The sequence below is a fragment of the Cupriavidus sp. MPR-AND1C genome, assembly GCF_058809705.1.
The window spans coordinates 97,741-117,455 of the sequence record NZ_JBXASU010000011.1 but is presented as its reverse complement, the minus strand read 5'-3'; the positions used below and the strand labels follow the sequence as shown (position 1 = coordinate 117,455).

The window sequence follows — 19,715 nt, the reverse complement described above, 5'->3', positions numbered from 1 at the left end:
TTTGCCTACTTTCTTGGCAAGACAAGAAAGTAGGTCGCCGCCCCGCAGGGGTGGTGAAACTGCAGTTGACTTTAAGCTTTTGACGTTGAAGTTAAGCAGTTGCAGTCGCCACAACCACAACCACAAAACACAAAACACAAAACACCAAACACCAAGAGCAAGGAGCCAACATGCACATAGCCTTCATCGGCCTAGGCAACATGGGTGCCCCCATGGCCCGCAACCTGCTCAAGGCAGGCCACGCCCTGACCGTTTTCGACCTCAACCCCACCGCCCTGTCAGCCCTGCAAGCCGACGGCGCAGCCGTAGCCCCCTCCGCCCGCAAGGCCGCCGCCGAAGCCGACTTCGTCATCACCATGCTGCCGGCCGCCACTCACGTCCGCGCCACCTACCTCGGCCCGGAAGGCGTCCTTGCCGGCGTACGGCCCGGCGTACCGCTAGTGGACTCCAGCACCATCGACCCGGCCACCATCCGCGCACTGGCCGCCGAGGCCAAACGGCAAGGCAACCCGATTGCCGACGCCCCTGTCTCCGGCGGCACCGGCGGCGCGCAGGCCGGTACGCTGACGTTCATGGTCGGCGCCGAACCGACCCTGTTCGAACAACTGAAACCCGTGCTGTCCTGCATGGGCCGCAACATCGTCCATTGCGGCGACACCGGCACCGGACAGGTCGCCAAGATCTGCAACAACCTGATCCTCGGCATCTCCATGATCGGCGTGTCCGAAGCCATGGCGCTCGGGGTCAAGCTAGGCATCGACGCCGGCGTGCTGGCCGGGATCGTCAACACCTCCACCGGCCGTTGCTGGGCCGCCGACACCTGCAACCCCTACCCGGGCGTGATCGAGACCGCGCCGGCCTCGCGCGGCTATAGCGGCGGCTTTGGCGCGGACCTGATGCTCAAGGACCTGGGCCTGGCCACGGATGCTGCCCGCAGCGTGCGGCAACCGCTGTTCCTCGGGGCACTGGCCCAGCAGATCTACCAGGCGGTGAGCCAGGCCGGCGACGGACAGCTCGACTTCTCGGGCGTGATCCGCCAATACCAGGCAAAAGAGGAGCCGAAAGCATGATCGAGCACGTCATCGACGGGCATATCGCCCGCCTCACCCTCAAGCGCCCGCCCGCCAATGCGTTCAACGCCGAGGGGCTGGCACAGTTGCAGCAACTCGTGGCCGCGCTGAATGCGGACACGCGCGTGCGCGCCATCGTGATCACCGGCGACGGCAGCCGCTTCTTCAGCGCCGGCGCCGACCTCAATGGTTTTGCCGACGGCGATCGCGCTCATGCGCGGCTGATGGCGCAACGCTTCGGTGCCGCCTTCGAGGCGCTGCAAAACGCACGCCCCCTGGTGATCGCGGCGATCAACGGCTATGCCATGGGCGGCGGGCTGGAATGCGCGCTGGCCTGCGACGTGCGCATTGCCGAGGAACAGGCCCAGATGGCGCTGCCGGAGGCCGGCGTCGGCCTGCTGCCGTGTGGCTGCGGCACGCAAACCCTGCCCTGGCTGGTGGGCGAGGGCTGGGCCAAGCGCATGATCCTGGCCAACGAGCGCATCGATGCCGCCACCGCGCTGCGCATCGGGTTGGTGGAAGAGATGGTGCCCACGGGCCAGGCGCTGGACGCGGCGCTGCGCCTGGCCGAGCGCGCCAGCAATGTGAGCCCGCGCGCGGCGGCCTACAGCAAGCAGCTGGTGCACCTGGCGCGCCAGGGCGTGCCGCGCGGCCCGGCGCTGGCGCTGGAGCGCGAGCGCTTTGTCGATCTGTTCGACGGCGAGGACCAGCGCGAAGGCGTCAACGCCTTCCTGCAAAAACGTGCGCCGCAATGGCGCAATGCCTAGGAGCCACGCCATGCGCCTGAACCCGAACGATGCCGCCCAGGAACGCCCCGCAGCCGCGCCAAGCGCGGACGACGAGGTGCGCTTCGACGAGATCAACGGCATCGGCCTGATCACGCTCAACCGGCCGCGCCAGCTGAACGCCTTGTCCTACCCGATGATCGGCCTGCTCGATGCGCAGCTTGCCGCCTGGGCCGCGCGCGACGACATCGCCGCGGTGGTGCTGCGCGGCGCGGGCCCCAAGGCGTTCTGCGCCGGCGGCGACATCCGCGCGCTATACGACAGCTTCCACGCGGGTACGGCGCTGCATCGCCAGTTTTTCGTGGACGAGTACCAGCTCGACTATCGCCTGCACTGCTACCCCAAGCCGGTCGTGGCGCTGATGGACGGCATTGTCATGGGCGGCGGCATGGGCCTGGCGCAGGCCGCGCACCTGCGCGTGGTCACCGAGCGCTCGCGCGTGGCCATGCCGGAGACCGGCATCGGCCTGGTGCCCGATGTGGGTGCGAGCCATTTCTTGTCGAAGCTCCCGCTGGCCCTGGCGCTCTATGTCGGGCTGACGGGCGTGACGCTTGGCGCTGCCGATACGCTGCTGTGCAAGCTGGCCGACATCGCCGTGCCTGCCGCAAGCCTGGAGCACTTCGAGCAGACGCTGGCAGCCATCAACCGGACAGGCGACGTGCTGGCGGACCTGCGCGCCGCGCTGCAGGCAACGCCTGACGCCGGCGAGCAGGCGGCGCCGCTGCAGTCGGTGCTGCCTGCCGTGCTGCGGCATTTTCGGGCAGACGCCAGCGTGGCTGGCCTGCTCGACAGCCTGGCCGCGGAATCCGACCCGGCCTACGCCGACTGGGCCGCGCGCACGCTCGATATCCTGCGCGGGCGGTCGCCGCTGATGATGGCGGTCACGCGGGAATTGCTGCTGCGCGGCCGCGACCTGGATCTTGCCGATTGCTTCCGCATGGAGCTCGGCGTGGTGTCGCACGCGTTCTCGCAGGGCGATTTCATCGAGGGGGTGCGCGCGCTGATCGTCGACAAGGACAATGCGCCGCGCTGGCGCGTGAAGGATGCGAGCGAGGTCAGCGAGGCCGTGGTGCAGTCGTTCTTCGACAGCGCATGGCCGCGTGAGCCCCACCCGCTGGCCATGCTTGGCCGATCAGGGCATGCCTGATGGTCGCACGCCGGCATGGTGCCGGCGTGTGGTCACGTGCATGCGAGTAAAACCACGCACTCAGTCCTTGGGCTTCGGCGCGTGGCCGCTCGGCTGGTGCTCGTCCACCGGCACCTTCACCAGCCCGTCCGCGCGGAACATCGCCTTGATGCCGCGCACCGCCTGGCGGATGCGCGCCTCGTTCTCGATCAGCGCGAAGCGCACGTACTCGTCGCCATAGTCGCCAAAGCCGATGCCGGGCGAGACGCAGACTTTGGCCTTGGCCAGCAGTTGCTTGGAGAACTCCAGCGAGCCCAGCGCGCGATACGGCTCGGGGATGCGCGCCCAGATATACATCGACGCCTTGGGAATCTCCACCGGCCAGCCGGATTCGATCAGCCCGCGCGCCAGCACGTCGCGGCGCGTCTGGTAGTGCGCGGCAATCTCCTTCACGCATTGCTGGTCGCCTTCCAGCGCGGCAATGGCGGCCACCTGCAGCGGGGTAAACGTGCCGTAATCGTGATAGCTCTTCATGCGCGTGAGCGCGGCCACCAGATCCGGGTTGCCCACCATGAAGCCGATGCGCCAGCCCGCCATGTTGTAGCTCTTGGACAGCGTGAAGAACTCCACGGCGATGTCTTTCGCCCCTTCCACCTGCATGATCGAAGGCGCCTTCCAGCCATCGAACACGATGTCGGCGTAGGCCAGGTCGTGCACCACGAAGATATCGTGCTTGCGCGCCAGCGCGATCACGCGCTCGAAGAAATCCAGCTCAACGCATTGCGCGGTGGGATTCGACGGAAAGCCCAGCACGATCATCTTCGGCTTGGGATAGCTGCCGCGAATGGCGCGCTCCATCTCGGCGAAGAAGTCCACGCCCGGCACCAGCGGCACGGAGCGGATATCGGCCCCGGCAATCACCGCGCCATAGATATGGATGGGATAGCTCGGGTCGGGCACCAGCACGGTGTCGCCGCGATCGAGCGTGGCCAGCATCAGGTGGGCCAGCCCTTCCTTGGAGCCGATGGTGACAATGGCCTCGGTGTCCGGATCGATCTCGACGTCGTAACGCTCGCGATACCAGTGCGAGATAGCGCGGCGCAGTCGGGGGATGCCCTTGGAGGCGGAGTAACCGTGGGTATCGGGGCGCTGCGCGGCTTCGGTCAGCTTGGCAACGATATGCGCCGGCGTGGCGCCGTCCGGGTTGCCCATGCTCATGTCGATGATGTCTTCGCCACGGCGGCGCGCCGCCATTTTCAGCTCGGCGGTGATATTGAAGACGTACGGGGGAAGACGATCGATACGCGCGAAGCGGCGCTTGCCTGCGGAGGCTGACATGGATTTTCCTTGAACGTAAGCGCCCGGAACCGTCCGAGCGACGCTGCCAGCCGTTGGTGCGGCTGACCGGAAAGATCTTAGCGGCGAATACCGGCCGCGTCTACGGCTTTTGCAAGCCGGGCGCGGCACCGCTACGCACCGGGCACGCCGGCCTTGCGCACCACCGCATCGTCGGGCCCGAGCAACCGGCCATCCTCGGCGCGCACCTCGAGCGGGCGCACGGGCTTGCCAGCCTTGCTGTCCACCAGCACCGAATGCGGCTCGCCGGGGACATAGAAGAACGCTTCGCCCCACTGCCGCAAGCCCACCACCACCGGGAACAGCGCGCGCCCTTTCGGCGTCAGCACGTACTCCTGGTAGGCGCTGCCGTCGGAGGCCGGCACCTGCTCCAGAATGCCGTGCGCCAGCAGCGTGCGCAGCCGGCCGGCAAGGATGTTCTTCGCCAGGCCAAGGCTGCGCTGGAACTCGCCAAAGCGCCGCAAGCCATCGAAGGCATCGCGCACGATCAGCAGCGACCACCAGTCGCCGATCACATCGAGCGAGCGGGCCACGGGACATGCAGCGCCTTCCAGGCTGGTTCGCCGGACCATAGTGCAACTCCGTTTCACTCGCCAGATACGGTGCGCCGCGGAATGCGGCGCCAATGGCGAGGCGGTTGCATTGTAAAACCAGTTGATCCGGCCTTCAAGGCATGCACTGCCCCCCGGCATGCGCCGCTCAGTCGTCGATGTTCTCGTGCACGGCGGCGGCACCGGCCTTCCAGTAGCTGGCCGCGCGGATGCGGCCCTTCTCGATGCCGCGCTCGCCCACCAGGTACTGACGCACGGCGCGAATCGACGCGGCCTCGCCAGCCGCCCAGACATAGCCTTCGCCGCGCGGCAACGTAACCTCGCGTAAGGCTTGTTCCAGCAGCCCGGCGGCGCTCTCTGCCGGTGCGCTGTCACGGTGCTGCCAGTGGATCTCCACGTCGGCGCGGCTGGGCAGCGGGATTTCGGCGGCGGCGTTGTCCACCGCCAGCACCACCAGCGCGCGCACGCCGGACGGCAACTCCTCGAGGCGCCGTCCGATGGCAGGCAGCGCGGTTTCGTCGCCCACCAGCAGGTGCCAGTCGAAGCCCTCGGGAATCACGAACGACCCACGCGGGCCGCCCACGCCCAGATACTGGCCGGGTGCGGCCTGCGCGGCCCAGGTGGAGGCGGGGCCGTCGCCATGCAGCACGAACTCGATATCGAGCTCACCGGCGGCGGCATCGTAGCGGCGCGGCGTGTAGTCGCGCGCGGCGGGCTTCGGCTGGCCTTCGGCAAACACGGGGCCATTGGGACCAGGCTCCGGCAGCGCGGGCTTGCTTTGCCCCGGCGCGGGGAAGAACACCTTGATGTGGTCGTCGAAAGACGCGGAGACAAAGCCCTTCAGGTCTTCGCCAGCCAGCGTCACGCGCAGCAGTTGCGGCGACACCGCCTGGGTACGCACCACTTGCAGCAAGCGCATCTTGAGTTCATGGCGAACGCGTTGCACGATCAGGTCGCGAGTAGTCATGGATTTCCTGGTTGACGGGAATGAGGAATACGGCATGTGGAGTGTCGGGATGCGGGTCAGCACTAGGCACCCTGGCCGCCCGGGCCGGCGTTGATCTCGGCGGTTGCCCGCGCCAGGATGGCGGCGATGCGACGCTGCTCGTCCGGCGTGGCATCGGTGCGCAGCAGCAGCGCCCGCTTGAGCGCCACGCGCGCCTCGACGAACTCGGGCAGCCAGCCGCCCGCGGCTTCACGCTCGTCGGCGGCTACGCCCGCCGCACCCGGCTCGGCGGCTTCACCCGACAGCGCGCGCCGCACCCACTCCATCTTGCGCGCCACGTGCTTGAGCTTGTTGAGCATCAGGGCCAGCCGCTCGCGGTTGGCGTCGAGATGGGCCAGGCCCGGCCCCGCCAGCTGATAGCGTTTTTTGTTGCCCTCGGTGTCCACCGTGGCGTAGCCGAGTTCTTCGAGGAAGGTCAGGGCCGGATAGACCATGCCCGGGCTGGGCTTGTAGAAGCCGTTGGTGCGGGCCTCCAGCGCCTTGATCAGCTCGTAGCCATGGCTGGGCTTTTCTTCCAGCAAGGACAGCAGCATGAGTTGAAGATCGTCCGAGCTGAACTTGCGGCCGCGCCGCCAGCTATCGCCGTCGCCGTCGAAACCATCGCCACCGCCGCCAAAGAAGCCGCCGGGGCCGCCGCCGTGGTGGTGGCGGCCAATCGCATGGCGGCCATGGCGCTCGCCGTGGTGCGAGGAATGCGAGGCATGAAAGGAAAAATGAGAAGACAGATGGGCAAGCATGTGATGGGTAAGCCTGCCCAGAAGAGGATGGTGACGCATTGGCACGACTCCTACATATCGAAAAACATATCTTACGATATATATCGTACGTAAGGATGTCAAGGCGATATTGACTGGCGGGACCGGGGCAGTAGACAACCGGCGCCGCGCTGAGGGCGGCCCAGCTCCGGCACATGGGCGGCTTTACCGCTAGCCTCGCGCCACAAGAAAAATCCCGCGGCCACGCGGCATGCCTGTTGAAAGATGTCATATCAGACTCGGTAGAAAGTGACATCTGCTCAAAGTGCCGCCTGACACACCGATTCCGGATGTCGCGTTCGCCACAAGACTTAATTCACACGCCGAGAACTTTCACTTCAGTTCGCGCCACTGCTTCGCTAAGGTCGGGCAGTCCGTCCAGCCTCCATCAGCCGGGCTCATTTTCCTTAAGCCTCGGCGCAAACGGTCTGCATTGCCTTTTGACACCGGCGTGGACTAAGTTGGCAGCAAGGTGGCAGGCCAGACCTTCCGGCGCAGGCGTCGACATGCATTGTTTCAAGCACATTGTTGCCTGCTGCCATGCCTTGCCTCAGCCGTTTTCGACATTCCGCCAAGGACCCCGCCATGACCCGGCACCCGTTGCTCCGCACCACGCTACTCTGCGCCGCCCTGCTCGCCCCGGCGGCACCCGCGTTCGCCTACCTCGACACCTTCATCCACGGCACCGTCATCGGCAACATGAGCCAGAAGGAATCGGCTTCGCTCGCCCAGAGCGTGGGCAAGGTGCTGAATGACGGCACCGACGGCACCATGGCGCCCTGGACCTCCCCCGCGCAAGGCAAGCGCAAACCGATCGAAGGTCAATTGACGCCACTGCGCAGCAAGACCGACAAGGGCCAGTCCTGCCGGCAATTGAAGATGCAGCTCAGACGGGCGGACCAGGAAGACAACTGGACTGGCTGGTTCTGCAAGCAAAGTGACGGCCGCTGGCGCTCGCGCAAGGTGGCGGACGATTGAGCCATCACCCTGTACACGCCACCCGGCAGCCACCTCTATGCCAGCCCGCTGCAGCGCTACTCCATCGGCGAACGCCACACCACCTCTGCGTTCATCGGTGGACGCCTCACCATGCGGCTCCCTCGGGTTCTCCTCAGGTTCTCAACTCAACCAGAATCTGTTCAGCCAGATAATCACAGGGCGGCCGCGCTGAGCGCGAACTGCGGGCGAGGACGATTTCGAGTTCAGCCAGTGGCGGCAAGCCGTCGCCCTGGGATAGCTGAACAAGATGCCCGGGTACGCTGCATCTCGCCAGGGGGGCCACCGCAAGCCCCGCTTCGACCATGCTGACAAGGCCCAGCAGGCTCGGGCTTTCGTAGGACATGCGGTATTTGATGTTCTCCCGCTGCAGCGCGCTGATGGCATTGGCGCGCGCCGTGCTGCCATGGGCGAAAACGGCGATGGGCAGCGGGCGCTCGTTCCACACTTTCCTCACGGCCGACCCGACCCAGACCATCGGCTCGAACCGGATGAATTCGCCGGCGATGCCCTTGGCTTTAGTCAGGCAGGCCAGGTCGAGCGTGTTGTCCTTGAGCAATGGCACGAGCGCACTGCTAGGCATGCCGATCACCCGGATTTCCACTCGCGGGTGCGCCACCGCGAACTGCCTGAGGACCGACGGCAGCAACGAAGAGGCGTAGTCGTCAGGCACGCCGATGGTGACACGCCCCTTCATTTCCGGGCGCACGATCGACGCCCACGCCTCCTCGCGCATCGCGAGCATGCGACGGCCATGGTCCAGCAGCGTCTTTCCCTCGGCGGTAATCGTCACGTGCCGCGTGGTCCGCACAAACAACGGCTTGCCAAGCGACTCCTCAAGCGCCTTGATCTGCATGCTCACCGCCGACGCGGACCGGTGTACGGCCTGCGCCCCCCGGGCAAACGAGCCGGTGTCGGCCACCGCCACCACCATCTCAATGACGTCCAGATCGAGCTTTTTCATATTAATCAGAAAATCTGAACAAAAACTTCAGTTTAACCCGTTTTACTTAGCCATTCACCAAGTGGATACTGCAGTCGATGTCCACTGGGGAACCCCGAAAATGCACGGTACGGAATCGATCTACGGATTTTTAGCGGTCGGGGGCATGCTAGCCGTGACGCCTGGCCCGAACATGGTCTACGTGATGTCACGCTCCATTGCGCAAGGACGCAAGGCCGGGCTCGTGTCCCTGGCTGGCGTCATGCTCGGATACCTTTTCTATATGTTTGGCGCGGCGTTTGGCATCACGGCATTTTTCCTGAGCGTGCCCTACGCCAGCAGCATCCTGGGCGCGGTGGGCGCTGCCTATCTGTCCTATCTGGCGTGGCAGGCCGTGAAGCCTGGTGGCCGCTCCCCGCTCGAAGTCCGCGACCTGCCGCACGAACGCCGCCGGCGGTTGTTCGCGATGGGCGCGACCACCAGCCTGTTGAATCCCAAGCTGGCGATGACCTTCCTGTCGGTCTTGCCCCAATTCATCAACTATCGGAACGGCAACGTCCTAGAGCAATCACTCGTGCTCGGTTCCTCATTGATTATCGCGTTCGCCACCGTCAACGGCGCCGTGGCGATCTGCGCCGGCAGCATGGCAAAGCTCCTGTCGCACCGGCCGGGACTCTTGCTGGCCCAGCGCTGGGCCATGGGCGCGGTTCTGCTTGTGCTGGGCGCGAACATGATGATCGACGCCCGAAGGCTAGCGGGAATTGGCTGACTTTGGCGGTTGCCCGCCACGGTCAGCGTACCGTCGCCTGCGTTGCGTTTGTGCTGGAAATACGCTTTGGCAAAGTACAGGTTGTCGAACGGCGGGTGTTGACCGGCTGCAGGCGTGCATGCCGGTGAGCTTGGCATTCCTGGACAGCGGTTTCCGGCCATTTATCCGGCTGGCGGGCGACCTCCGCCAGGTGCACGCTGGTTAGCCGCTTCCGACGGCGGAGTCAACCCGTGGATGCAATAGATAACAGACGGACCATGGGCGAACCTTGGCGCTACGATCCGCTACAGTATCGAGACAGCCGCATGACACGTGTACAGATGAATCACCGCCCTCAACAGCATCAAGCACAAGACCTTCTCACTTCCTACTTCTGGAGCGGCGACGGCATTCGCAGTCGATGCGTCAGCGACATCGTGCCATGCGGCAGGGTCGACGTTCCCATGCCCCCGGCGCGTCTGCTTGCGGATTGGGCAAGGGAGATATCGTCCCGCCTGGTCCTGGAACCCGGGGATGTCGAGGCAATGCCTTTGGCGCGGGCGCGGGCGCGCTGGCCGGACTACGCGCGATGCGTGCAGGCGGTGTCCGATTGGGCGTGCGCGCTTGGACTGCCCGGGGTGCTTGCCGGCAGCGACGTAGCCCTCATGGCCTGCCGCGGCGCGAGGTACCACCATGACGGCGCGCAGTATGGCGGTGCGGCCTTTTGCAATCTATTCCTGAGCGAAGACAGGGGGCAGGACTTGCATTTCCCCTCGTTGGGTCTTCGAATCCCCCTGTCCCGGGGTACGGTTGTGATATTCGATACTTGCCAGCCTCATGGCGTGATTCAACGCCACAGCAGCGGGTTTCATGTGGCCGACTTCCCGCCCGGCCAGGATTGCATCCAGCTATTCCTGACCTGGGAGCTTCCCATCGAAGATACCCATGTTGCGCACGCACTTCAGGTTGCCTTCGACACCGCCCCTTCAACCTCGTCGCAACTGCATGAAGAGCAAGTCTGGCTCAACGGTGCAAGGGCTGCCGTGTGCCCGGATTCTGGCCGGTGGTGCCGGGCCGGCGAATCGCCGGGGTCATGCGGCGATTTACCCTGACTGGGCGCACGGTTGCCGCAAGCAGCCGGACAGTCGGTCCGGATCCAGGGCATACAGCCCGCATGGCCCCTTGGACGCCCCTACTGCCTGCCAGACACAAGCCGCTCATTACGCTCGGTCAGTGACTGGATCAGCCCATCCACCCCGCTTTGCTGAATCTTGTCGTTGAATTGCTGCCGGTAGGTCTGCACCAGCCAGGCCCCCAGCACGTTCAGGTCATACACGCGCCAGCCTTCCGGCGTCTTGTGCAGACGGTAGTCGATCTGCACAGGCTGGCCGCTTTTCATATTGGTGGCGACCGTGCGCACCACCACGTCCGTCTCGGCCGGCTCGATGCGCGACGGCGGATACTCGATCTGCTGGTCCGGGCGGAGTTGCGCGATAGCGCCGGCATAAGTGTGGATCAGCAGCAGCTTGAACTGCTCCACCACTTGTTGCTGCTGCGCCGGCGTTGCGGTGCGCCAGTAACGGCCCATGGCGAGCTGCGTGGTGCGGTTCAGATCGGTGTACGGAAGGATGTCCTTGTTCACGATCGTCGTGATGCGCTGGATATCGCCCGGGGCGACCGCGCGGGCGCGCACCTCACGCAGCAACTGCTGCGTCACGGTCTGAATCAGCGCCTGGGGCTTGGACTTGTCATCGACCTGGGCGCAGGCTGTGCTGCCAAAGGCAAGCAAGGCCGAAACAACGGGAATCAGGATGACGTTCCTCATCGGTGGGGGTCCTGTCTGTATGTGCAGCCCGCATGTTAAAACAAAGCGCGTTGCGCTACACCCGCAAGTCACCCGCAGCACCGCCAGCACGCTCCAACATCGTCCGCGCCCCCTTCAATATCTCCCTGGCCACATCCTGGTTGGCCACCGTGCGCGCCAGCATCAGCGCCCCGACGCACTGCGACATGACGCCCCAGGCTGCCTCCCCGTCGGGCAGCAACAGCTCCCGGCTGCGTTGCAGTTCGCGCTCAACCCCTTCGCGCAGCAATGCCTGCTTGGAATCGAAATGGCTGTAGAAGGCCCCGCCGGTCAGGCCGGCGGCGCCCATCAACTGGTCAACGCCGGTCGATGCAAAGCCCTCGCGCTTGACCAGCGCGCCGCTGGCCTCCAGCACCCGCTCGCGGTTGGCAGCTTTGTGAGTTGCGGAATAACGCATTGCAGTGCCTGAGATTGTCCTGGGGCAGATGCCGATTGACGCGCCCCGCATTCATACCATAACGTTCGTTTCCCAAACGATCGTTTATCTTGTGTCGGATCCACTTCCGATGGAAGCGGTCCGCGTGGGCACGAACGCAGAAAACCCGCCCGGCCATCGCCGGCGGATCATTCCAAGACTAGAGACAAGCCATGTCCAACAAGAAAGCGATCCTTGTGGTGGGTGCCGGCGACGCCACTGGCGGCGCCATTGCGCGCCGTTTTGCCCGCGAGGGTTATATCGCCTGCGTGACGCGCCGCAGTGCCGACAAGCTCGCGCCGCTGGTCGAGCAGATCCGCGCCGAGGGCGGCGAAGCCTACGGCTTTGCCTGCGACGCCCGCAAGGAGGACGAGACGGTGGCGCTGATCGAGCGCATCGAGCGCGAGATCGCGCCGCTGGAGGTGGCGATCTTCAATATCGGCGCCAATGTGCGGTTTTCCGTACTCGAAACCACCTCCCGCGTGTACTTCAAGGTCTGGGAGATGGCCTGCTTCGGCGGCTTCCTGATGGGGCGCGAGGCCGCCCGCGTGATGCTGCCTCGCGGGCACGGCTCGATTTTCTTCACCGGTGCTACCGCCAGCCTGCGCGGGCGCGATGGCATGAGCGCCTTCGCGGGCGCCAAGCATGCCCTGCGCGCGCTGGCCCAGAGCATGGCACGAGAGCTTGGGCCGAAGAACATCCACGTGGCGCACCTGGTGGTGGACGCCGCCATCGACACCGATTTCATCCGCTCGAACTTCCCCGACCGCTACGCCACCAAGCAGGACGACGGCATCGTCAATCCGGAGCACATCGCCGACACTTACTGGATGCTGCACCAGCAGCCGCGCGACGCGTGGACGCACGAGCTGGATATCCGTCCGTGGATCGAGCCGTGGTAAGCCCTGCGGGCCAAAGCCATGAAAGCCATCAACACATGAAAGCCATCAACAACAAAACACCACAACCAGCGGAGACGACGGCATGAGCAAGCAAGTGGAATTCTATTTCGACTTCGGCAGCCCGTATTCCTACCTGGCCTACAAGGAATTGCCGCGCGTGGCGCAGCGCACCGGCGCACAGATCGTATGGCGGCCTATCCTGCTGGGCGGCGTGTTCAAGGCCACCGGCAACCACAGCCCCGCGGAGATCCCAGCCAAGGGCCGCTGGTCAAAGACCGACACCGCGCGCTGGTCGCGCCGGTACGGTGCCAACCTCCAGCAGAATCCGCATTTTCCGGTCAATACGCTGGCGTTGATGCGCGCCGCGGTCGGCTTCCAGTTGCAGGACGAGGCCGCGTTCCACCGCTATGTGGAGACGATCTTCGCCGCCATGTGGGAGCAGCAACGTAACCTGAACGACCCAGCCGAGATTGGCGCCGCGCTCACCGCCGCCGGGTTCGACGCGCGACGGGTGCTGGCGATGATCGATGACCCGGCGGTGAAGGATGCGCTGAAGCAGGCCACCGAGGCCGCGGTAGCGCGCGGCGTGTTCGGCGCCCCAAGCTTTTTCGTCGGCGACGAATTGTTCTGGGGCAATGACCGCCTGCTGTTTGTCGAGGAAGCGCTGGCCGCATAGCCGGCGCTATCCCTCGAAAGCGCGCCGTCAGAACGCCGGCAGGATCGCGCCCTTGAACTGCGTGGCCAGGAACTCGCGCACCTCCTGCGACTGGTAGGCCGCCACCAGCGGCTTGACCCACGGCTTGTCCTTGTCTTGCGTGCGCACCGCGATCAGGTTGGCATAGGGGCCGCGCAGGTCTTCGGTGGCAATCGCATCCTTGGCCGGGCTGAGGCCGGCCTTGACCGCGTAGTCGGTGTTGATGGAAGCCACGGCCAGGTCATCGAGCGAGCGCGGCAGGATGGCCGAGTCCAGTTCCACGATCTTCAGCTTGCGGGGATTGGCCTTGATATCGAGCGGCGTAGCATTCTTGCCGTTCTTGCCAGCGCCATCGCGCAGCGTGACCAGGCCTTCTTTCTGCAACAGCAGCAGCGCGCGGTTGCCATTGGAGGGATCGTTCTGGATGCCCACCTTGGCACCGTCCGGCAGTGCCTTCAACGACTTGAGCTTCTTGGAGTAAAAGCCCATTGGCGCCACGTACGTCAGGCCGACGTTGGCGATCTTGTAGTGCCGCGCCTCGATCTGGCTGTCGAGAAAGGGCTGGTGCTGGAAGCTGTTGGCGTCCAGGTCCCCGGCATCCAGCGCCGCATTCGGCTGCGCATAGTCGTTGAACTCGATGATCTTCACGTCCAGGCCGCTGCGCTTGGCCACGGTCCGCACGACCTCCCAGATCTGCGCGTCGGGGCCGCTCATGGTGCCAAGGCGCACCACCTGGTCGGCGGCGTGCGCGGCGGGCAACACGATCATGGCGGCAGCCAGGGCGATGGATTCGAACAGGCTACGGCGTTGCATGCAGGCTCCACACTCAGGGTTGCGGCTCTTCGCGCGCCACGCCGATGCGCGGCGGCGCGCAAGCTGGCCGCTGTTATCAAGGCGCGACCGGCACTTGTGATGCCGGCTCGCTTGGCAGCGATGTTAGCGCCGCGCCCATGGGCAGGGAATGAAGGTGTTCGCCTATCGATATGCGCGGGTTGCGCGACGCTGGCGCGCTCGGCCGCGGGTAGAATCACGCTCCCGTTTCCTGCTGATATCCAGCCAGCCATGACGCCCCCCCCTGCAGCCTCTTCCCCCTACCAGATTCTCTTTGCCTTCACCGCGGCCGCGGGCGCAGTGCTGGAAATCAAGCGCATCGGCTTGCCTGCCGACGCGCCGCGCTCGCGCAAATACCAGTGGTTATGGATAGCCGCGGGCAATGGTCCACAAAAAGTGCTGCCGTTGCAGTTTGTGTCGATGAGCCAGGAAGATTGCCAGGTGCGCGTGTTTGCCGAAGGCACCCTGCGTTTTGGCGAGCGGGATGCGGCAATGACGCTGTCGACGGGACAGATGCTGCATCTGCGGGCGTGTGCGGCGGATGCGGTCCCGCCCGATGTGGCGGCCCTGGTGGCGCGCTATGTGGCTGCGGATTAAGCCAGCCTCACTCGCCCAGAAACTCCGCCAGCACTTCCAGACCCTGCACATGATCCGCCACCACCTTGGCGATCACGGCGATGGGAATCGCCAGCAGCACGCCCCAGGTGCCCCATAGCCAGGTGAAGAGCAGCAGCACGACGAACACCGCGACGGCGTTCATCTTGGCCATGCGCCCCGTCATCCAGGTGGTCACCAGCGCGCCGATCAGCGTGGCGACCAGCAGCGAGCCGCCTGCCGACATTGCCGCCAGCGCGAAGTCACCTGACTGCATGAAGGCGGCAAGCCCGATGCAAACCGCAATGAGCACCGCACCGAAGTAAGGCACCAGGTGCAACGCCGCGGCGGCCAGCGACCACGTGCCGGCGTTATCCACTTGCAGCCATTTCAGCAGGAACCAGGTCAGCGCGCCCACCATGGCGTTGGTGACCAGCAGCATCACCATATAACGCTGGATCTGCCGGTTGATCTCGTCGAGCATGTGCACGCTGATCTTCTTCTGCGACAGCGTGGTACCCGCCATCTTGATGAACTTGCGCTTGAACATGTCTCCGGACACCAGCATGAAAAAGGCGAGGAACAACACCACCGCGGCCTGCCCGGCGACGGCAAAGGCGCCGACCGAACCGGCCAGCAGGATATTGTTGAGCGAATCCCCGGCGCGCTCCACCACGATCCGGGAGCCACGCACGGGCGGCCCTTGCCCGGTGCCACCCAGCACCGTGGCCGCCCGCCGGATCTTTTGCACCATCGAGTCGTCGCCGCTGAGCAAGGCGCCCACGGAGCGCGACAGCTTGGTGGCCACTTCCGGCAAGCGGTCGATCAGGCCGGCAACCTGATCCTGCAACAAGTATGCGCAGCAGACCACGCCAGCCAGCAGCGCCAGCAGCACCAGCGAGGCACCGAGCACGCGCGGGATGCGCCGTGCGCACAGCACGGTGACCAGCGGATCGAGCATGTAGGCGACGACCACCGCCAGCACCACGGGGATCACGAAAGCGCTGGCAAGGTGCAGCGTGTAGAGCGACGCGAGCACCGCGAGGATGGTCAGAGCCAGGTCGCCGCGCCTGGACGGGACGACAGGAAGGGTTGCGGCCACGGCAGGCTGGGTCGCCGATGCGCCCGCAGTTGCGGCGTCAGACGCCGGCGGCTGGCTGGCAGCGGCAGCCTGCCGGCCTTCGTCGGCGCCGGCAACGGCATCCGCGCAGGCAGACGACTGGCTTTGTGCAGCGGGGCCGGCTTTCAGATCAGCCATGGGGTTGCGGTTCCTGTCGTGATGGTCGCGTGCGTGTCGCGTGAATGCCGGCGAGGCAACAGGCATGTGCGCGTGGCGCGCGCCATGTTTCATCCAAGCATAGTCTTGCCTGCCGGCGTTTCTGTCGGAGAATGCCGCAAGTCTGTGTAGGACAACCACGGCTTGCCGTGTGGCGCTCGATGCACCACATTGAGAGAATACGGATGTTGCGGAGCCTGGAGATTGCCGCCACCTTGCTGCTGTTCGGAGCGCAGGTGATCGCGGAGTTCGAGCGCGGCAGCCTCGATGCGCAACGGCAGGCGGAAACCGAAACCGAAACCGAGACCGAGACCGAGACCTTTCACACCTGATCCGCTGCGCACGCGGGCCCAGGTCTCAATGGCCAATCAGTGCAACGTCCCCAGCAGCTTCGGCAGCGAGGCAGACAGCAGCGCCACGCCGGATGCGGTCAACAGGCTCAGCACGATCCTGCGAAATGCGATCTCGCTGATGCCGATGTACAGCCGCGCGCCCAGGATGCTGGGCACCAGCATGGCCGGCCCCACCACCAGGAACATGGGCAGCATGTCGCGCGTGACGATGCCGGTGCCGACATAGGTCGCCATGGTCACCGCCAGCGTGGCCAGGTTGAAGCTCTGGATGATGGCGCGCTGCTCGTCCTTGGCCAGCCCGCGCAGGGTGCACCACAGCGTGGGGATGACGCCGGTAAAGCCGCCGATTCCGCCCATGATGCCCCCGGCCGCGCCGATCACGCCATCAGCCACCCGCCCGCCGGCCCGGATGCGGGGTAGTTGCCTGGACATCAGCATCAGCGGACACCAGATGACCAGCAGCCCACCCAGGCAAGCCTTGAACACGCTGGGATTGAGCGCTGGCAGGATCGCCACGCCGATGGGAATGCCCAGGATGCCGCCGGCCACGAAGGGCAGCAACTGCCGAGGTGAAAAGCTGCGCCGCACCGTCACCGCCGCCACCACCTGCCCGGTCAGCGAACCGAACACCGCCATCGTCGCGGCCAGGCGCGGCTCCACGATCCAGACCCAGAAGGACATGGCCACCATGCCGAAGGCAAACCCGGACAAGCCTTGCACGAAGCCGGCCACGACGGCGCCCAGCGCCAGGATCAGGACAGGAAATTCCATCAGTAACTCGAACGCCGGAAAGCAGGAAAGTCGGAAAGCCGCCCTATGCGGCACGAAAGCCGCAAACTATGCCGGGCATTGAGCGCTTTGTCACCTTGCGGTGGCCTTCGCGCCGCGTGCCTGCACGTCGAGCACCTTGGCCCGCGCCGCCTCGAAGCGCGCGCCCTCGGCAGCCAGCCAATCCTCCACCATGGCGACAGGCGGCGTCTGCCCGTGCGCGCAGACGAAGAAGTAAGACGCCTGCGAGCGCGCATGGATGCCGAACAGGTCGACCAGCCTGCCGGCCTCGATATCTTCCAGCACCAGCGCCGAGCGTCCCATTGCGATGCCCTGCCCGGCCAGCGCCGCACCCACGGCCAGCTGCGACAGGTTAAAGCGCTGGCCCGCGTCAAGTTCGCCCACCTGCGCCTCCACCCCCGCCACCTGCAGCCAGTGGCGCCATTCCTCGAATGCTTGCGCACCGTCCCACGGGCTCACGTCGTGCAGCAGCCAGGCACCCCTCAGATCCTGCGGCCTGCGCAGCTCGGGATGCGCGGCCAGGAAGGCCGGGCTTGCCACCGGCAGCAGCCATTCGTCGAGAAACAGCCGGGCCTTGAGGTCCTCGTAGCCACCCAGGTCGAAGCGCACGGCAGCGTCAATGCCATCGCGCACCATCCGGGTGCGGTCCAGCGCGTGGAACTCGCCGTAGACGCGCAGGCCCACCTCGGGGTGATCACGGAAAAAATCGCCCAGCCGCGGCGTCAGCCAGCGCATGGCAAACGACGGTGCGCAGCTCAGCGCAATGGGGCCGGCCTCGCGCGGCTTGCGCAGCTGGGTAAGCGTGCCTTCGATGGCCTGGAAGGACTCGCGCAGCACAAAGCGCAGCCGCTCGCCTTCGGGCGTCAGCACCAGCGCGCGCGGCGTGCGCAGGAACAAGGGCCGGTCCAGCCACTGCTCCAGCTGCTTCACCTGCTGGCTGACCGCGCCCTGCGTCACGCACAGTTCCGTGGCCGCGTGGGTGAAGTTGCAATGGCGCGCCGACGCCTCGAAGCAGCGCAGCCAGCTCAGCAAGGAGGACGATAACAAGGTGCTCATAACAAGGTGCTCATGACAAGGTGCTCATAACAAGGTGCTCATAAGTGTCCGTCGATACGCATGTCGGCCCACAGCCAGCCATTAATAAAACTAATGCCTCGCTAAATATAAATGGATTGCCAGCGAATCCGCGCAGGCCAACAATGAAGTCACCCAGGAACCCGCAGCAGCCTATCCCTTTCCGATGAACCAGCCTTTAGCCATGAACCCATCAACCGCAGCCGGCCCGCACGCTGCCGCAGCGCTGCGCGCCAGCCTGGCCGCCGCCACGCCGTTGCTCTGGTGCAATCCGGCGCGCGCCGTGACGCCGCCGCCCGTCCAGGCCGCAGGCGAACACAGCATTAGTCTAGCTGATGTCGAGGCCGCACAGGCGCGCTTTGCCCGCTTTGCCCCGCTGCTATCGGCGCTGTTTCCCGAGCTGGCCAGAACCCATGGCGTCATCGAGTCGCCCCTGGTGGCCGTGCCATCGATGCAGACGGCCCTCGGGCTGCCACACAGCCAGGGCAGGCTGTGGGTCAAGGCAGACCACAGCCTGCCGGTCGCAGGTTCCATCAAGGCGCGCGGCGGCATCCACGAGGTGCTGGAGTTTGCCGAGAACCTGGCGCTGCGCCATGGCCTGCTTGGCCCTGGCCGCAACGAGCCCGAGCATTACCTGGCACTGAGGGAGCCCGCGGCGCGCGCCTTGTTCGGGCGCTACCAGGTGGCGGTGGGTTCCACCGGCAACCTTGGTCTGAGCATTGGCGTGATGGCCTCGGCGTTGGGTTTTCGCGCGGCCGTGCATATGTCGTCGGATGCAAAGGCATGGAAGAAGGCGCGGCTGCGCAACCGTGGCGTGGAAGTCGTGGAGCATGCCGGCGACTACGAGGACGCCGTCGCCGCCGGCCGCCGCCAGGCGCAGCAGGACGAGTTCACCTACTTCGTGGACGACGAGCGCTCTCTGTCGCTGCTGCTCGGCTACAGCGCGGCGGCGCTGCACCTGCGCCAGCAACTGGCCGCGCACGCGATCCGCGTCGATGCCGAGCACCCGCTCTTCGTCTACCTGCCTTGCGGCGTGGGCGGCGCGCCGGCCGGCATCACCTTCGGCATGCGGCAATTGTTTGGGCCGCACGTGCACTGCGTGTTTGCCGAGCCGGTCCAGTCGCCCTGCTTCCTGGTGCAGATGATGGCTGGCGCGGGCAATCCGTCCGTCTATGACTTTGGCCTGAGCAACAGCACGCAGGCCGACGGGCTAGCCGTGCCGCGCGCTTCGGAGCTGGCCGCAGGCGTCATGCGCCCCCTGCTGTCCGGCGTGTTCACGGTGGCGGACGATACCCTGTTCGAGCACCTGGCCCTGGCATGGCGCACGCAAGGGCTGCGCATCGAGCCCTCGGCCGCGGCCGGCTTCAGCGGGCCGCGCATGCTGTGCGAGAGCCCGGCGGGGCGCGACTACCTGGCCCGGCACCAGCTCGAAACCATGATGCCGCAAGCCACGCATCTGGTGTGGACCACCGGCGGGCTGTTCGTGCCGCCAGCGGAGTACCAAGGCTTTCTGGACAAGGCGGCCGCGCTAGCGGCCTGAGCCGCTCACCGCCATCATCCATCCCCCAAACGTCGCACGCAGGAGAG

21 protein-coding genes and 1 pseudogene are annotated in these 19,715 nt (G+C 65.7%); 11 read left to right on the top strand and 11 right to left on the bottom strand.

Annotated features, from left to right (window positions below; genetic code table 11):
- Positions 1-170 precede the first annotated feature (170 nt).
- Genes mmsB through AC1RWI_RS09480 form a run of 3 tightly spaced genes read left to right on the top strand, consistent with a single transcriptional unit; the run spans position 171 to position 3,002 of the window.
- Positions 171-1,070: a 3-hydroxyisobutyrate dehydrogenase gene (gene mmsB / locus AC1RWI_RS09490; protein ID WP_492865907.1), complete on the top strand. Its 900-nt coding sequence runs from the start codon at positions 171-173 to the stop codon at positions 1,068-1,070.
- Complete coding sequence (locus AC1RWI_RS09485; protein ID WP_492865905.1) at positions 1,067-1,837, top strand: enoyl-CoA hydratase; 771 nt, start codon at positions 1,067-1,069, stop codon at positions 1,835-1,837. Before mmsB ends, AC1RWI_RS09485 begins: the two co-directional genes overlap by 4 nt.
- A gap of 10 nt (positions 1,838-1,847) precedes the next feature.
- Positions 1,848-3,002: an enoyl-CoA hydratase/isomerase family protein gene (locus tag AC1RWI_RS09480; protein ID WP_492865903.1), complete on the top strand. Its 1,155-nt coding sequence runs from the start codon at positions 1,848-1,850 to the stop codon at positions 3,000-3,002.
- A 60-nt stretch (positions 3,003-3,062) separates the two neighbouring features.
- On the opposite strand, the gene alaC is transcribed toward AC1RWI_RS09480, so the two are convergent.
- The 4 genes from alaC to AC1RWI_RS09460 form a co-directional block, all read right to left on the bottom strand.
- A complete protein-coding gene (gene alaC, locus AC1RWI_RS09475) occupies positions 3,063-4,319 on the bottom strand; it encodes an alanine transaminase (RefSeq protein ID WP_043354933.1) in 1,257 nt (418 codons plus the stop codon).
- Positions 4,320-4,450: 131 nt separating this feature from the next.
- On the bottom strand, positions 4,451-4,909 hold the full coding sequence (locus tag AC1RWI_RS09470; protein ID WP_043354932.1) for a winged helix-turn-helix transcriptional regulator: 459 nt from the start codon (positions 4,907-4,909) through the stop codon (positions 4,451-4,453).
- 127 nt (positions 4,910-5,036) lie between these two features.
- Entirely contained in the window at positions 5,037-5,855 is an 819-nt protein-coding gene (locus AC1RWI_RS09465; RefSeq protein WP_492865900.1) for a siderophore-interacting protein, read from the bottom strand.
- Between the two features lie 62 nt (positions 5,856-5,917).
- Positions 5,918-6,670 (bottom strand): PadR family transcriptional regulator, encoded by a 753-nt coding sequence (locus AC1RWI_RS09460; RefSeq protein ID WP_043354929.1) that lies wholly within the window; start codon positions 6,668-6,670, stop codon positions 5,918-5,920.
- Between the two features lie 564 nt (positions 6,671-7,234).
- On the opposite strand from AC1RWI_RS09460, the gene AC1RWI_RS09455 reads away from it, so the two are divergent.
- Positions 7,235-7,627 carry an RT0821/Lpp0805 family surface protein gene (locus AC1RWI_RS09455; protein ID WP_043354927.1) on the top strand — a complete coding sequence of 131 codons (393 nt, stop codon included), beginning with the start codon at positions 7,235-7,237 and terminating at the stop codon, positions 7,625-7,627.
- 133 nt (positions 7,628-7,760) lie between these two features.
- On the opposite strand, the gene AC1RWI_RS09450 is transcribed toward AC1RWI_RS09455, so the two are convergent.
- Positions 7,761-8,609, bottom strand: coding sequence for a LysR substrate-binding domain-containing protein (locus AC1RWI_RS09450; RefSeq protein WP_043354924.1), 849 nt, complete (start codon positions 8,607-8,609; stop codon positions 7,761-7,763).
- 100 nt (positions 8,610-8,709) lie between these two features.
- Between AC1RWI_RS09450 and AC1RWI_RS09445 the strand changes: the two genes are divergently transcribed.
- Together AC1RWI_RS09445 and AC1RWI_RS09440 are read left to right on the top strand one after the other, a co-directional pair.
- Positions 8,710-9,357, top strand: a complete 648-nt coding sequence (locus AC1RWI_RS09445; RefSeq protein WP_492865917.1) for a LysE family translocator — start codon at positions 8,710-8,712, stop codon at positions 9,355-9,357.
- Between the two features lie 305 nt (positions 9,358-9,662).
- Entirely contained in the window at positions 9,663-10,448 is a 786-nt protein-coding gene (locus AC1RWI_RS09440; RefSeq protein WP_236702219.1) for a hypothetical protein, read from the top strand.
- Between the two features lie 80 nt (positions 10,449-10,528).
- Here AC1RWI_RS09440 and AC1RWI_RS09435 read toward each other — a convergent pair whose 3' ends face one another.
- The gene (locus AC1RWI_RS09435) at positions 10,529-11,161 is read right to left on the bottom strand and encodes an MlaC/ttg2D family ABC transporter substrate-binding protein (RefSeq protein WP_043354919.1); all 633 of its coding nucleotides are present in this window, start codon (positions 11,159-11,161) and stop codon (positions 10,529-10,531) included.
- Positions 11,162-11,216: 55 nt separating this feature from the next.
- The gene (locus AC1RWI_RS09430) at positions 11,217-11,597 is read right to left on the bottom strand and encodes a TetR/AcrR family transcriptional regulator (protein ID WP_043354918.1); all 381 of its coding nucleotides are present in this window, start codon (positions 11,595-11,597) and stop codon (positions 11,217-11,219) included.
- A gap of 191 nt (positions 11,598-11,788) precedes the next feature.
- On the opposite strand from AC1RWI_RS09430, the gene AC1RWI_RS09425 reads away from it, so the two are divergent.
- Both AC1RWI_RS09425 and AC1RWI_RS09420 read left to right on the top strand, forming a co-directional pair.
- Complete coding sequence (locus AC1RWI_RS09425) at positions 11,789-12,517, top strand: SDR family oxidoreductase (RefSeq protein WP_318232695.1); 729 nt, start codon at positions 11,789-11,791, stop codon at positions 12,515-12,517.
- 82 nt (positions 12,518-12,599) lie between these two features.
- Positions 12,600-13,193, top strand: coding sequence for a 2-hydroxychromene-2-carboxylate isomerase (locus tag AC1RWI_RS09420; RefSeq protein ID WP_492865895.1), 594 nt, complete (start codon positions 12,600-12,602; stop codon positions 13,191-13,193).
- Between the two features lie 27 nt (positions 13,194-13,220).
- Here the strand turns inward: AC1RWI_RS09420 and AC1RWI_RS09415 are convergent, their stop codons facing one another.
- Positions 13,221-14,024: a MetQ/NlpA family ABC transporter substrate-binding protein gene (locus AC1RWI_RS09415; RefSeq protein WP_492865893.1), complete on the bottom strand. Its 804-nt coding sequence runs from the start codon at positions 14,022-14,024 to the stop codon at positions 13,221-13,223.
- 318 nt (positions 14,025-14,342) lie between these two features.
- On the opposite strand from AC1RWI_RS09415, the gene AC1RWI_RS09410 reads away from it, so the two are divergent.
- On the top strand, positions 14,343-14,639 hold the full coding sequence (locus AC1RWI_RS09410) for a hypothetical protein (RefSeq protein ID WP_492355182.1): 297 nt from the start codon (positions 14,343-14,345) through the stop codon (positions 14,637-14,639).
- 7 nt (positions 14,640-14,646) lie between these two features.
- Here AC1RWI_RS09410 and AC1RWI_RS09405 read toward each other — a convergent pair whose 3' ends face one another.
- The gene (locus tag AC1RWI_RS09405; RefSeq protein WP_492865891.1) at positions 14,647-15,894 is read right to left on the bottom strand and encodes an AI-2E family transporter; all 1,248 of its coding nucleotides are present in this window, start codon (positions 15,892-15,894) and stop codon (positions 14,647-14,649) included.
- 197 nt (positions 15,895-16,091) lie between these two features.
- Between AC1RWI_RS09405 and AC1RWI_RS09400 the strand changes: the two are divergent.
- Positions 16,092-16,244 (top strand): annotated as a pseudogene (locus AC1RWI_RS09400) (ribonuclease R); the annotation flags it as partial.
- A gap of 36 nt (positions 16,245-16,280) precedes the next feature.
- Here the strand turns inward: AC1RWI_RS09400 and AC1RWI_RS09395 are convergent.
- Together AC1RWI_RS09395 and AC1RWI_RS09390 are read right to left on the bottom strand one after the other, a co-directional pair.
- Positions 16,281-17,036 carry a sulfite exporter TauE/SafE family protein gene (locus tag AC1RWI_RS09395; RefSeq protein ID WP_492865889.1) on the bottom strand — a complete coding sequence of 252 codons (756 nt, stop codon included), beginning with the start codon at positions 17,034-17,036 and terminating at the stop codon, positions 16,281-16,283.
- A gap of 90 nt (positions 17,037-17,126) precedes the next feature.
- Positions 17,127-18,110 (bottom strand): LysR substrate-binding domain-containing protein, encoded by a 984-nt coding sequence (locus AC1RWI_RS09390; RefSeq protein WP_043354903.1) that lies wholly within the window; start codon positions 18,108-18,110, stop codon positions 17,127-17,129.
- Between the two features lie 202 nt (positions 18,111-18,312).
- On the opposite strand from AC1RWI_RS09390, the gene dsdA reads away from it, so the two are divergent.
- A complete protein-coding gene (dsdA, locus tag AC1RWI_RS09385) occupies positions 18,313-19,668 on the top strand; it encodes a D-serine ammonia-lyase (protein WP_492865886.1) in 1,356 nt (451 codons plus the stop codon).
- Positions 19,669-19,715: the final 47 nt, after the last annotated feature.